We start from the raw sequence: 12762 nt of genomic DNA on the forward strand, positions 1-12762 counted from the left end.
GGGATTGATGCGGCTGGATTTCGTCACCCTGATGGCCATCACGGCCACCAACCTGTGCATGCTCTCCGCGGCCCTGCCGCTGATCATGGGCCGCGGCGCGGGCACCGCCGCGCGCTGGGTGCAAGCCAGCCTGCTGCTGCAGGGCCTGGCCTGGGCGGCCATCATCGCGTCCTCCTACGCGTGGGACCAGACCCTGTCCACCCTGTCCATGGCCGCCAATTCCCTGGCCCAATGGGCCCTCTTCGAGGCCCTGGCGATCTGGCTGGGGCCCCGGCCCGGGCGGCGCCTGGTGCAGGCGCTGGTGGTGGCGATCCCGCTGGGCTACACCCTGGGCTTTTCGCACTACGCGTTTCGCGTCGGCTGGGCCAACCTGCTGCTGGCCACGCTGCTGCTGGCCGTGGCGCGCGCCACGCTCTACCCGGCCCATCCAGCGCACTCGGTGGACCGGCGCTGGCGCCTGCTGCTCATGGGCTGCCTGGCCACGATGGCTGCGTTCACCGCCGCGCGCGGCGTGCTGGGCGCCTTCACCGACGCCTACCCCAGCTTCCGCACGCCGCACCCCGTCAACATCGCCGCGGCCGTGGCCGCCAACGTCACCCTCGTGCTGGGCACGGTGGCCGTGCTGGTGGCCTGGCGCGACGAGGCCGAGCAGCAACTGCGCACCCTGGCCATGACCGATCCGCTCACCGGCCTGCTCAACCGCCGCGGCTTCGAATCGCACGGCCAGGCCCTGCGACAGCGCGCCGCGCGCCAGCGCCTGTCCCTGGCCGCCCTGCTGCTGGATCTGGACCACTTCAAACGCATCAACGACGCCTACGGCCACGAAGCCGGCGACCGCGCCCTGGCCTGGTTCGCCCGGCTCGCCCAGTCCATGGCCGGGCCGCATGACACCGTGTGCCGGTTCGGCGGCGAGGAATTCGGCGTGCTCCTGCTGCATGCGCAGCAGGAAGAAGCGCAACGCTTCGACCAGCGCCTGCGCGAACGCCTGCAGGCCGAAAGCGCCCAGGCCCTGGGGTTTCCCATCGACTACAGCGCCGGCGCGGCGCTGTGGCACGGCGGCGAAGAGGACCTGGCCGAGCTCATGGCCCGCGCGGACGCGGCGCTATATGCCGCCAAGGAACAGGGGCGGCGGCAGCTGGCCATGGGCTAGGAAAACAGAACGCAGAACGGGCAGTGCCGCCCCCTGCGCCGAGGGCGCTACGCCACCACCACCCGCCGCTTGAGCACCCCCAGCGCCAGCGCCGTCACCCCCGTGCCGGCCGCGATCGCCAGCGCGTACAGCACCACGTGGTTGACCGCGTTCGGAATGGCCAGCACGAACACGCCGCCGTGCGGCGCCTGCAGGCCGATGTTCCACATCATCGACAGGCCACCCGCCACCGCCGCACCGGCCATGCAGGCGGGAATCACCCGCAGCGGGTCGCGCGCGACGAACGGAATGGCCCCTTCGGTGATGAACGCCAGGCCCAGCACCGCGACGGCCTTGGAGGCCTCGCGCTCTTCGGCGCTGAAGCGGCTGCGGAACACCCAGCACGCCAGCGCGATGCCCAGCGGCGGCACCATGCCCGCGGCCATGGTGGCGGCCATCGGGTTGGCCACGCCGCTGGCGATCAGCGTGGTGGAGAACACATAGGCCGCCTTGTTGACCGGGCCGCCCATGTCGAAGGCCATCATCGCGCCGAGGATCACGCCCAGCAGCACGGCGCTGCCGGTCTGCAGGCCCTTGAGCCATTCGGTGAGCGCGGCCATCACGCCGGCCATGGGCTTGCCGATGACCATCATCATGAGCACGCCGACCACCAAGGTACCCAGCAGCGGCAGCAGCAGCACGGGCTTCAACCCGTCGAGCGTGCGCGGCAGGCGGATGGCGCGGTTCATCCAGTGCACCGCATAGCCCGCGATGAAGCCCGCGGCAATGGCGCCCAGGAAGCCCGCGCCCACGGTGCCCGCGAGCAGGCCGCCGATCATGCCCGGCGCGATGCCCGGCCGGTCGGCGATGGAGAACGCAATGTAGCCCGCCAGCGCCGGCAGCATGAGCGTGAAGCCGGCCTTGGCGCCGATCTGGAACAGCGTCCAGCCCAGCGTGCCCTGGTGCGCGTCGTCGTACACGTAGATGCCGCCCAGCGCGAAGGCCAGCGCGATCAGCAGCCCGCCCGCGACCACGAAGGGCAGCGTGAACGACACGCCGGTCATCAGGTGCTTGTAGGGGCCGGTGCGCTCCGTGCTGCGGGCGGCGGCGCCGGCAGGCGCCGCCCCGGGCGTCGCGGCCGCGCCCGCTGCGGGCGCATCGCCCCACACGGTGGCCTGCGCCGCCGCCTGGGCGAACACCGCGGCCGCGTCATGGATCGCGGCCTTGGTGCCGGTCGCATGGAGCCGCTTGCCAGCGAAGCGAGCCCGGTCCACCTGCGTGTCGGCGGCGATGACGACCAGATCGGCCTGGGCGATCTCGTCCGCCGTGAGCGCGTTCTGCGCGCCGACCGAGCCCTGCGTCTCGACCTTGATGGTGTGGCCCAGCGCCTGGGCGCCCTGCTCCAGCGCTTCGGCCGCCATGAAGGTGTGGGCCACGCCCGTGGGGCAGGAGGTGATGGCGACGATGCGAAGGGGGCGCGCCACGTCGGCAGTGGCCACCGCCGGCACCGCCGCTACGGCTGGAGCCGGCCCACCGTGCGCCGCCACGGTCCCACCGCCTGCGCCCGAGCGCGCCAGCGCGGCGCGCACGACGTCGGCCGCATCGGCCAGCACGGCCCCCGGCGTGGTCTCGTGCAGGCGTGCGGCAGGCAGGCCGCTGCGGTCCACGGCCATGTCGGCCGCGATGATGACGGCGTCGGCACGCGAGAGTTCGTCGTCCGTCCAGCCGCCCTGCGCGCCCAGGCTGCTGCGCACGCTCAGGGCGATGTGGTGGCCGAGCCGTTCGGCGGCGGCGCGCAGCGCCTCGCCGGTCATGAAGCTGTGCGCCGGGCCGGCCTGGCTGGCGGCGATGGCGATGAGGTGGGCCATGGGATGGGTCTCCGTGCGGATTCGTTTGAGGGGGCGGGGCCGGTCAGACCGGCTGCGGCGCGATGGCGGCGGCGATGGCATCCACCTCGGCACGCGGCGGCAGGCCGGGCGCGATGCGCTGGATGCGCGCGGCGGCGCAGGCCATGCCGAAGGCGGCCGCGCCGGGGAAGGTGCCGCCCTGCGCGAGCGCGGCGAGCGTTCCGGCCACCAGCGCGTCGCCCGCCCCCACCGTGGTGGCCACCGGCACGCGCGGTGCCTCGGCATGCCAGCGCCCCTGGGGCGTGGCGATCACCGCGCCATCGCCGCCGAGCGAGACGACCGCCTGCCGCACGCCGTAGCGCCGGCACAAATCGGACGCGGCCTCGGCCACCTCCGCCAGCGTGGGCAGCGCGCGGCCGGCCAGTTCTTCCAGCTCGGCCCGGTTGGGCTTGACGAGCGCCACCGGCACCGCCGGGCCGGTGGCCGGGTCGGACAGGCGCTGCAGCAGCTGCCGCAGCACGTCGCCGCCCGTGTCGATCACGATGTGCGCGCCCTGGGCCGCGAGGGCGCGCGCCAGCCGCTCCCACACGCCCGCCGCCGCGCCGGGCGGCAGGCTGCCGGCCAGCTCGCACCAGTCGCCGTACTGCACCTGCTGCTGCAGCGTGGCCAGCAACCGGGCTTCGGCCTGCGCCAGCGCCTCGGGCGGCAGGGACAGGCCGGGCAGGTTGATGTCAGTCGAGTCGCCCCGCGCGGCATCGGCCAGCTTGATGTTGGTGCGGGTGCTGCCCGCCACCCGCACCATGGCGTCAGCAATGCCGCTGGCGGCGAAGGCGGTGGTGAACACGCCGTCGTTCTCGGCGCCCAGCCAGCCGCTGGCGGTCACCGGCACGCCCAGGGCCGCCAGCACCGCCGCCACGCCGATGCCCTTGCCGCCGGCCTCGGTCTGCTGCCCCAGCGCCCGGTGCACGGCGCCGGGCACGAGCGTGGGAATGCGCACCGTCTGGTCGATGGCCGGGTTGAGCGTGATGGTGAACACGCGGGCAGGCGCGGCCGCGCCGGCCAGAACTTCGGGCGTCATGGTGCGGCCTTTCCCGGCATGGCACATGCCGCATCAAAAACGGTCCCAGCACAATCAACACTATGGCATACCGCTATATTTTTAATAGCAAATCTCATGGTACACCCCCTGTGTCGGCCACCGGGCCGGCCGGGCGCAGCGCGGCGCCCAGGGCGCGCACCTCGTCGGCGGTGTCCACGTCCAGCGCGCGGCGGGCGAGGTCCTGCAGTTCGGCCAGGGAATGGCGGCGCAGCAGCGCCTTGACGCTGCCGATGTCGCCGCTGCTCATGCTCAGTTCCTGCACGCCCAAGCCGGCCAGCAGCGCCGCGCCCAGCGGCTCGCCCGCCAGTCCGCCGCACACGCCCACCCAGCGCCCATGGGCCCGGGCGCCGGCGATGGTGCGTTCGATGAGCCGCAGCACCGAGGGGTGCAGGCTGTCGGCCATGCCGGCCAGCTCCGGGTGCTGCCGGTCCACCGCCAGCGCGTACTGCGTGAGGTCGTTGGTGCCGATGGAAAAGAAATCCACGTGCGCCGCCAGCCGGTCGGCCATCAGCGCGGCCGAGGGCACCTCGATCATGATGCCCACGGGCACCTGGGGCGCGTCCAGCTCGCGGCGCACCGCCTCCATGCGCTGGCGCAGCTGGTGCACCTCTTCCACGGTGCTGATCATCGGGAACATGACCGACAGCGGGCCGTGCCGCGCCGCGCGGTACAGCGCCCGCAGCTGCGGCACCAGCAGGTCGTCGCGGCGCAGGCACAGCCGCGCGCCGCGCAGGCCGAGAAAGGGGTTGTCCTCCACCGGCAGGTCCAGGTGCGGCACCTGCTTGTCGCCGCCGATATCCAGCGTGCGCACGATCAGCGGGCGGCCGTCCAGGGCCTCGACCATGGCGCGGTACACGGCGTACTGGTCGTCCTCATCGGGCACCGCGTCGCGCTCCAGGAACAGAAATTCGGTGCGCATCAGGCCCACGCCCTCGGCACCCGCCGCCAGCGCGTGCGTGGCCTGGTCGGCCCGGTTGGCATTGGCGGCGATCTCCACCGTGTGGCCGTCGGTGGTGGTGGCGGGCAGCTGGCGGGTGCGGGCCTCTTCCTCCTGCCGGCGGGCCAGGCGCTGCATGCGCTCGCGCGCCTCGATCAGCGCCGTCTCGCTTGGGCCCACGTAGAGCCGGCCGCGGTAGCCGTCCAGGATGGCGGGCGTGCCGGCCGCGGCATCGGCGCCCAGCACGCCGGGGCCGGCCGCCACGACGGCGGGCAGCCCCAGGGCGCGCGCCAGGATGGCGGTGTGGGCAGTCGGGCCACCGCGCGCGGTGCAAAAGCCCCGCACCTTGGCGGTGTCGATCTGCGCGGTGACCGAGGGCGACAGGTCGTCGGCCAGCAAGATGGCATCGGCCGGCCACGCAGCGGCGGCGCCGCCTTCGGCCTCGTGTCCGCGCCCCAGCAGGTGGCGCAGCACGCGCTCGCCCACGTCCTGCACATCGGCCGCGCGCGCGGCCAGCGTGGCATCGGCCAGCGCACGCTGCGCGGCCACCCGCTCGCCCACCGCGCGGCGCCAGGCCCAGGCCACGCCATGGCCCTGCACCACGCTGCGGCTGGTGGCCAGCAGCAGGTCGGCATCCTGCAGCAGGCCCGCGTGGACGGTGAAGATGCCCGCCTGCTCGGCCTTGCCCGCCGCGCGCGCGCCATCGGCCAGCTGCTGCAACTGCGCCAGCGCGGCGGCCAGGGCCTGGTCCAGCGCGGCGGCCTCGGCGGCCACGGAGGTGAAGCGGTCGTCCACCTCCAGCGCCGCGGCGCCGGCCTGCACCAGCGTGCCGATCACGAGGCCCGGGCTGGCCGCAATGCCGGTGAAGGTCTGGCGGGCCGTGGGCTGCCAGTCGCCCAGCTCGCGCCCCAACCCTTGGGCCTGCGCCTGGCGGGCGGCGGACAGCTCGGCCTGGCGGCTTTCCTCCTCGCCCAGCCGCACGATGGTGTCGCGCAGGGCCGCCAGCGCCGCCGGCGCATCGGGGCCTTGCGCCGACAGGCGCAGCTGCGCGCCCCGGCCCGCGCCCAGGCTCAGCAGCGCGGCCAGGTTCTTGGCATCGGCCACCGTGTCGCCGCAGCGCACGTGCACCCGCGCGGTGAAGCGCTTGACCGCCTGCGCCCACTGCCCGGCCGGGCGCGCATGCAGGCCGTTGGGGTAGTTGAGCGACAGCTCGTGGCCGAGCGGAAAGTCCTCCAGCCCGGCGGCCTCGGCCGCCCCTGCGGACTCCTCGCCCGTGAGCGCCCGCACGATCTCGCCGGCATCGCGCGTGGTCGCCAGGCGGTCCATCAGGGCGTCGTCGCGCATCAGGCGGGTCAGGCGGCGCAGCACCGCGATGTGCTCATCCGACGCGGCGGCAATGGCCACCACCAGGCGTGCCTGCTTGGCATCGTCGCCCCACCGCACACCGCCCGGCACCTGCAGCACGGCCAGGCCGGTGCGCCGCACGAGGTGCTTGTCCTCGACCATGCCGTGCGGAATGGCCAGGCCCTGGCCCAGGAAGGTGTTGGCGACTTTCTCGCGCTGCAGCAGGCTGTCGGTGTAGGCGGGCTGGGCATGGCCGGCCTGGGCCAGCAGGGCGCCCGCGGCGCGCACGGCGTCTTCTCGGTTGTGGGGCGCGGCGCCCAGGCGGACCTCGACCGGGATCGTGGACATGGTGCGATGTCTCCTTGTTTTGGTATCGATTCCAGAGCGGGATTATGAAACCGCTTTTCAGGGCGGACAAGGCCACGAAGCACCCCTCCCTTATGGAAATTCGGGTAATCCCCTATGAACGAATGCCACGGCACCCCCCGCGAGGCGGCGCAAAATCAGCGCACCGATCGGTCGCTGATGGCGACAAGATCGGCCGTCGCAAAGCGATTTCAGGAATCGATACCAGAACGCCGGGTTCTTTTGTAGGAGAAAGCCGCTTGGCCAGCATCAAGGACGTCGCGGAGCGCGCGGGCGTCTCCACCACCACCGTATCGCGCGTGCTGTCGAACCCTGCCGCCGTGCGCACGCCGCTGCGCGAGCGCGTCGAGCAGGCCATCGCCGCGCTTGCCTACCGCCCCAACCTGGCGGCCCGGCGCCTGCGCCAGCAGCGGGCCTCGCTGGTGGGGCTGATCGTCTCGGACATCCGCAGCCCGTTCTTCACCGACGTGGGCCGCGCGGTGGAGGACGTGGCCTACCGCCACGGCCTGCGGCTCATCCTGTGCAACACCGACGAAGACCCGGCCAAGGAGCAGTCCTACCTTGAACTGATGGCCGACGAGCAGGCCAGCGGCGTGATCCTCTCGCCCACCATGGAAGGCCTCAAGCGCCTGCGGCCCGCCGACTGGCCGTTTCCGATGGTGCTGGTGGACCGCGCCCTGGACACCACCCGCGCGGACCGCGTGGTGCTGGACAACCGCGCGGCCGCCCGGCGGGCCACCGAACACCTGATGGACGCCGGCTACCGCCGCATCGCCGTGCTGGCCGGCACGCACAGCACCACGGGCCAGGAGCGCCAGGCCGGCTACGCGGATGCGCTGCGCGAACGCGGGCTGGCGCCCGATCCGCACTGGGTCGCCCCCACGCGCGAGGCCGGCATGGCCGCCGCCACGGCGCTGCTGGCGGGCACCGGGGGCATGCCGCGCCCGGACGCCATGCTGGCCACGAACGGCCTGCTGCTGCTGGGGGCGGTGCACGCGATCCAGGCCGCGGGCCTATCCATGCCGAACGACATCGGCCTGGCCGGCTTCGACAACAACGACTGGACGGCCCTGCCGGCCCTGGACGTGACGGTGATCGCGCAGCCCACCTACGACATCGGGCGCACCGCGGCCGAGTTGCTGCTGCAGCGGCTGGCAGAGCCCGAACGGACGGTACGGCGGGTGGTGCTGGAAGGAGCGCTGCTGGCGCGGGGCTCCACGCGCAGGGGATGACGAGGCTGCGCTCGAAACGGTTGGCAGGGCATCGTCCGCCGAGCGATGCGCAGCACACCCCCATCCAGGCTCAGCGCCGTTGGCTGCCGCGCGCCATGCCCGATATCGCGTAGGTTCCCGCTGCTTTGACAAGGACCCGAATGGCATGGGTCTTTTCCACCGTGTCGTGCTCGTACTGCGCCTTGATCGCGATCTCGATTCCGCTGCCCACCTTCCTGCACCGCATTTCCTGAATGGCGTACTGGCTGTGATCGTCATTGAGTTCGGGAAACGCCAGGGTCCGGACCAACTCCGACCTCCGCTCCTGCGTCGGCTGCGTGAGCCACTGCACGTAGATCTCGCTGCCCGCCCCTTCGTGCACATCGACAACGACCACGCGGTAGTAACCTGCCCGGTCCGCCTGGCTCCAGGCGCCGCAGGTTTCGACCTTTTGCACGTGAATGGGCAGTGACTCCACCTGGGCTTTGAGCAAGGAATCGCTGGCGTTGGCGCAGAAAGGCAACGCCAAAAACGCCCACCCAATGAATCGATTCACCACTTCGCCTTTGGATGAATGACGATGCCGGTGGTGATGTGCATGGTGCCTAGCGCGAGCGCAGGGCTGGTGGCGGGCTTGACTCTCGGAGGAACCATGCGCCCCGTCTGTTCGATCAGCAACAAATCAGACTCCCTTTTGATGTGGAGTGGCATGCTAACCAAAACCCATCGCAACAGGCACAGATGGGCGTGGGCGCATGCTGCAAAGTGTCACCAGGGACGGCGCGAAACGAATCGTGGGCAGACTCCCGGGTGGCGAACTCGGCCCCGTCTCACCGCCGTTGCTGCAGCCAGGCCATGAGGGCCCCCTTCTCCATCGGCACGGCGATGTGGTACCCCTGGCCCTCATGGCAGCCCATGTCCAGCAGGGCGCGCAGCGCCGCGGCATCCTCGATGCCCTCGGCCAGCACCTGCAGCCCGAGCTTGCGACCCAGTTGCGCCACCATTTCCGCGATCCGGACGCCGTGCGGCTCGCCCAGGTGGCGCACGAAGGAGCGGTCGATCTTGATGCGGTCGAGCGCCAGGCGCTCCAGGTAGCTCAGCGAGGAATAGCCCGTGCCGAAATCGTCGATCGCGATGGAGATGCCTTGCGCGCGCAGGCTGGACAGGGTCGAGTTCAGCAATTGGGTGGGCAGAGCGGCCACTGACTCCGTGATCTCCAGCTCCAGCTGCGGCCCCTCTAGCCCGCTGTCCGCCAGGGCCGCGCAGACCGTGTCGAAAAAGGCGGGGTCCTGCAACTGCACGGACGACACGTTGACCGCCATGCGCCCGGGCGCATGGCCCGCCGCCAGCAACTCCCGCATGCAGGCGCACGCGGTGGACAGCACCCACTTGCCCAGCGCCACGATGAGTCCCGAATGCTCGGCCACCGGAATGAACTGGTCGGGCGATATCAGCTGGCCGTCGTCCGCGCGCCAGCGCACCAGGGCTTCCAGCCCCACCAGGCGCCGGGTCGCCAGGTCGATCTGCGGCTGATAGACCAGAAAGAGCTTGGCCGTGTCGATGGCCGCCCGCAGGTCGGACAGCAGCAGCGCCCGGGTGCGCGCCTCGGCCCCCATGTGGTCCGAATATTCCAGGTGCTGACCGCGGTGGTCGCGCTTGGCGCGCTTCAAGGCGATGGTGGCGTCCTTGACGAGGTCGGCGCCCGCCTGCGGCACCTCGGGCAGGAAGACATAGCCGCAGGTGAGCGACACCTTTTGCGCCACGCCATTCACCGCCAGGGGCTGGCGGACGCAGTCCAGCAGCCGCTGCAGCGACACCTGCGCCACCGCCCCCAGCACGCCGAACGTGTCCGCCCCCAGGCGGGCCAGCAGCACGCCCGGTGGCAGTGCCGCGGACAGGGCGCGGGCGACCCGCTCCAGCAGGCAGTCTCCGAAGCGGTGGCCCATGACGTCGTTGGTGGCGCTGAAATCGTCGATGTCGAGCAGCGCCAGGATGTGGCCGCGCGTGCCGAGGCGGGCGCATTCGTCCACCTTCTCGACGAAGTGCGCGCGGTTGGGCAGGCGGACCAGCGGGTCGTAATAGGCGTATTCATGCAGCCGCGCGAGCAGGCCGTGGTTGTGCAGCAGGGTGCCCAGGTTGGCGCAGAAGACGTCCAGCATCTGGGTATCGAGCGCGCCGCGCGCCGCGGGCACGTCGATGAAGACGGCCATGCCCTGCCGGCCCTGGTGCCCGATGTGCAGCGCCACGCCGCCATCGGCGGCATACCCATTGCCGCGGCCTTCCAGCACACGGCGCAGCACGCCCCATTCGGGCCGGGCGGCAACGGCGTCGAACGGGCCGTCGGCGAGGCCGGCGAACCGGCCGGCCGCCGCCAGCACCTGGAACCGGTCTGCAGTCTCTCCCTGCTGCGCGCACACCAGCGCATGGCATGCGACACCCAGCAATGCCGCCAGCTGGGTGATGACGCCCGAGGCGAAAGCCCGCGGATCGGTGGTCTCCAGCAAGGACGCGCTGGACCGCACGATGAGTTCCAGGCTGCGGCGGCTGGCCTCGGCGGCGCACAGCCGCTGGTAGGACCGCACGGAGGTGACGACCAGGGCCAGCAGCCGGTCATGCGTCAGCTCGGACTTGGGGCGGTAGTCGTTGATGTCGTACTGCAGCAGGGTGTCCAGGTCCATGATTGGCCCGGGCTGGCCCGTTCGCAGCACGATGCGTGCATTGGGCAGGCGTGCGGTGTGGCGGATGAAGTCCACCAGCGCCAAGGGGGTGCCGGCTGCCGCGACGGCGCTGCCCACTGGCTCCGAAGCCACGTCGAGCAGCACCATCGCCACGTTCGGCTCGCCCACGAGCAACGCGCGCGCTTCTTCGCCCGAAAAAGCGTGCCGCGACACCAGGGCGCGGCCGAAAAGCGTGCGCCCCTGCAGCGCCGCGCGCATGGCCGCATGCACGCCCGCGTCGCTGTCCACGACGAGGATGCGCCAGTCGGGCCCGCCCTGCGGGTCGCAGGTGCGGACGGTGCGCGCGGCGGCGACTTGCGGCGCGGGACAGTCGGGCACCACCCCGGCGTTCATGCGGCAGGCAGGTGGCGGCTGCACGGGGCGAGCGACACGCGATTGCGGCCGCCGCGCTTGGCGACGTACAAGGCCTCGTCCGCCAGACCATAGGCGTTGTCGAAGGTGCCGCCCTGCGCCAGGCAGCTCAGCCCGAAGCTGGCCGTGATGCCGCTGCCATCGGGCAGGTCGAAGCGGTGGGACTCGATGGCCTCGCGCAAGGCCTCGGCCACCGGCATCGCCGTGTCGTGGCCCTGCCCCGGCAGCACCACGGTGAATTCCTCGCCGCCGACCCGGCCGACCTGCGCGGTCGGGGGCACGACGGCCTGCAGGCAGGCGACCACGCCCAGGATCACCCGGTCGCCCATCGGGTGGCCAAAACTGTCGTTGATGCGCTTGAAATGGTCGATGTCCAGCACGATCAGCGCGAGGCCGCCGCTTCGCAGCTGCTGGTTGACCCGCTCGATGATGGCCGCCCGGTTGAGCACGCCGGTCAGCGGGTCGTGGTTGGCCCGGTACTCCAGCTGGGCCGCCAGGTCCTGCAGCCGAAGGTTCAGCTGGTTCATGTCCAGCTCCGCCCGGTCGCTGCGGCGCACCAGGCGGCGCGTCTCCCGCAGCAGCCGCTCGTAGGCGACCAGCAGGTCCCCCAGCGCCTGACGGCAGGGGGCCTCTTCCAGGCCTGCATGCCGCTGGTAGGCGCTGCGTGCGACCAGCAAGGCCTGGTTTTCGGCTTCGAACAGGTCCGGGGGGGTCGCGGCGTCCATGGGCATCAGGCCGCGCTGACGGGGTGGGTCGAGAAATGGATGGCGGGAAAGTCTTCGCTGAGTTCCTGGCCGAATTCGAGGATGGTGTCGTCCTCCTCATCGTGGTACCAGTGCACCACGACCTCGTTGCCCGCGCCGGCCGCATCGCTGAGCGCCTCGATCAGGTTGAAGAGCATCTTGGTGCTCGAACTGTTGAAGTAGGCGAGCGCGATGCTCACCTCGATTTTGGTGTCCACCTGCCCGGCCAGGTAGGCCCTGAGCTGCGTGAGAACGTCGCCATAGAACGCCGCGGCATTCTCGGGGTAGGACTCGCCGCGCAAGCTCAGCGTATGGGCGTCGAACTTGAAGTCCACCTCCGGTGAACTGGGGGTCGGTGCGATGTAGAGGTTGTCCATCTGTGATCTCGATTCGTTTGCGGGCTTGGCGCGTCAGATCGCCGCTTTCAGATAGAACACCGGTGCCTGGTCGGGTCCTTGCGTCGCGTCGAAGCCAAATTCCAGCGGCTCACGGGCGTCGCGTGCCATGGTGAGGAAACCCATGCCTGCGCCCTTGCTGCCCTCGGGGGTCTCCTCGCGCAGGGTCTGGCGGTAGGCCTGCTTGATCTCTTCCAGCGTCATGCTGCGCAGCGCGGCCAGCTTCTCGCGCAGTTCGTCGGCGATGCGGGGCTCCACCGGGTTGGCGCACAGCAGCAGGAAGCTGCCGTCGGCTTCGCGGCGGATGCACACCGAGCCGTGGCGCAGTTCGCCGTTGTCATGGCTGGGCGGCGTGAGGGTGTCGGCGGAGTAATGGATGATGTTCTGCGCCATCTCCACGAAGGACGAGAACAGCTTGCGCCGGGTCGGTCCCGCCACGTCGGCGACCTCCAGCTGCAGTTTCACCGCATCGGCCATGGCCGCGATGATGTTCTGAGAGAAGTAGCCCACGTAGTAGAAGATGACGCGGTGCTGCCTGGCCAGGTTGAAGAAGGAACCGGGGTTTTCAGCGTTCATGAACGAGGGCATGGCGGATTTCCGTC

At 71.3% G+C, this 12762-nt stretch carries 11 protein-coding genes; 2 read left to right on the forward strand and 9 right to left on the reverse strand.

All coding sequences use genetic code 11. The annotated features are described in order from the left end of the window. Positions 1-7: 7 nt before the first annotated feature. Complete coding sequence (locus tag AVME950_RS09120) at positions 8-1150, forward strand: GGDEF domain-containing protein (protein ID WP_284429512.1); 1143 nt, start codon at positions 8-10, stop codon at positions 1148-1150. 47 nt (positions 1151-1197) lie between these two features. Here the strand turns inward: AVME950_RS09120 and AVME950_RS09125 are convergent, their stop codons facing one another. From AVME950_RS09125 to ptsP, 3 genes are all read right to left on the reverse strand, one after another. Next, positions 1198-2997, reverse strand: a complete 1800-nt coding sequence (locus AVME950_RS09125; protein WP_284429513.1) for a PTS fructose-like transporter subunit IIB — start codon at positions 2995-2997, stop codon at positions 1198-1200. A gap of 43 nt (positions 2998-3040) precedes the next feature. Continuing rightward, the gene (locus AVME950_RS09130; protein ID WP_284429514.1) at positions 3041-4054 is read right to left on the reverse strand and encodes a 1-phosphofructokinase family hexose kinase; all 1014 of its coding nucleotides are present in this window, start codon (positions 4052-4054) and stop codon (positions 3041-3043) included. Between the two features lie 94 nt (positions 4055-4148). Then, positions 4149-6704, reverse strand: coding sequence for a phosphoenolpyruvate--protein phosphotransferase (gene ptsP, locus AVME950_RS09135; protein WP_284429515.1), 2556 nt, complete (start codon positions 6702-6704; stop codon positions 4149-4151). A gap of 257 nt (positions 6705-6961) precedes the next feature. Here ptsP and AVME950_RS09140 point away from each other — a divergent pair, with 257 nt between their 5' ends. Then, positions 6962-7954, forward strand: a complete 993-nt coding sequence (locus AVME950_RS09140) for a LacI family DNA-binding transcriptional regulator (protein ID WP_284429516.1) — start codon at positions 6962-6964, stop codon at positions 7952-7954. A gap of 70 nt (positions 7955-8024) precedes the next feature. On the opposite strand, the gene AVME950_RS09145 is transcribed toward AVME950_RS09140, so the two are convergent. The 6 genes from AVME950_RS09145 to AVME950_RS09170 form a co-directional block, all read right to left on the reverse strand. After that, on the reverse strand, positions 8025-8426 hold the full coding sequence (locus AVME950_RS09145) for a hypothetical protein (protein ID WP_284429517.1): 402 nt from the start codon (positions 8424-8426) through the stop codon (positions 8025-8027). A gap of 59 nt (positions 8427-8485) precedes the next feature. After that, entirely contained in the window at positions 8486-8614 is a 129-nt protein-coding gene (locus tag AVME950_RS09150; protein WP_284429518.1) for a hypothetical protein, read from the reverse strand. A 149-nt stretch (positions 8615-8763) separates the two neighbouring features. After that, the gene (locus AVME950_RS09155; RefSeq protein ID WP_502869372.1) at positions 8764-11004 is read right to left on the reverse strand and encodes a putative bifunctional diguanylate cyclase/phosphodiesterase; all 2241 of its coding nucleotides are present in this window, start codon (positions 11002-11004) and stop codon (positions 8764-8766) included. Then, positions 11001-11747, reverse strand: a complete 747-nt coding sequence (locus AVME950_RS09160; RefSeq protein WP_284429519.1) for a GGDEF domain-containing protein — start codon at positions 11745-11747, stop codon at positions 11001-11003. The genes AVME950_RS09155 and AVME950_RS09160 overlap by 4 nt, the downstream gene beginning before the upstream one ends. Positions 11748-11752: 5 nt before the next feature. After that, a complete protein-coding gene (locus tag AVME950_RS09165; protein WP_284405222.1) occupies positions 11753-12142 on the reverse strand; it encodes a DUF1987 domain-containing protein in 390 nt (129 codons plus the stop codon). 33 nt (positions 12143-12175) lie between these two features. Then, the gene (locus AVME950_RS09170; protein ID WP_284402851.1) at positions 12176-12748 is read right to left on the reverse strand and encodes a SiaB family protein kinase; all 573 of its coding nucleotides are present in this window, start codon (positions 12746-12748) and stop codon (positions 12176-12178) included. Between the last annotated feature and the right edge of the window lie 14 nt (positions 12749-12762).

The organism is Acidovorax sp. SUPP950, from assembly GCF_030158935.1.
In the GTDB taxonomy this organism is placed as follows: domain Bacteria; phylum Pseudomonadota; class Gammaproteobacteria; order Burkholderiales; family Burkholderiaceae_C; genus Paracidovorax.

Excerpts from the sequence above, each read along its gene's own strand:
- AVME950_RS09120 (WP_284429512.1), top strand. The coding sequence starts at position 8 with ATGCGGCTGGATTTCGTCACCCTGATGGCCATCACGGCCACCAACCTG.
- AVME950_RS09125 (WP_284429513.1), bottom strand. The coding sequence starts at position 2,997 with ATGGCCCACCTCATCGCCATCGCCGCCAGCCAGGCCGGCCCGGCGCAC.
- AVME950_RS09130 (WP_284429514.1), bottom strand. The coding sequence starts at position 4,054 with ATGACGCCCGAAGTTCTGGCCGGCGCGGCCGCGCCTGCCCGCGTGTTC.
- ptsP (WP_284429515.1), bottom strand. The coding sequence starts at position 6,704 with ATGTCCACGATCCCGGTCGAGGTCCGCCTGGGCGCCGCGCCCCACAAC.
- AVME950_RS09155 (WP_502869372.1), bottom strand. The coding sequence starts at position 11,004 with ATGAACGCCGGGGTGGTGCCCGACTGTCCCGCGCCGCAAGTCGCCGCC.
- AVME950_RS09160 (WP_284429519.1), bottom strand. The coding sequence starts at position 11,747 with ATGGACGCCGCGACCCCCCCGGACCTGTTCGAAGCCGAAAACCAGGCC.
- AVME950_RS09165 (WP_284405222.1), bottom strand. The coding sequence starts at position 12,142 with ATGGACAACCTCTACATCGCACCGACCCCCAGTTCACCGGAGGTGGAC.
- AVME950_RS09170 (WP_284402851.1), bottom strand. The coding sequence starts at position 12,748 with ATGCCCTCGTTCATGAACGCTGAAAACCCCGGTTCCTTCTTCAACCTG.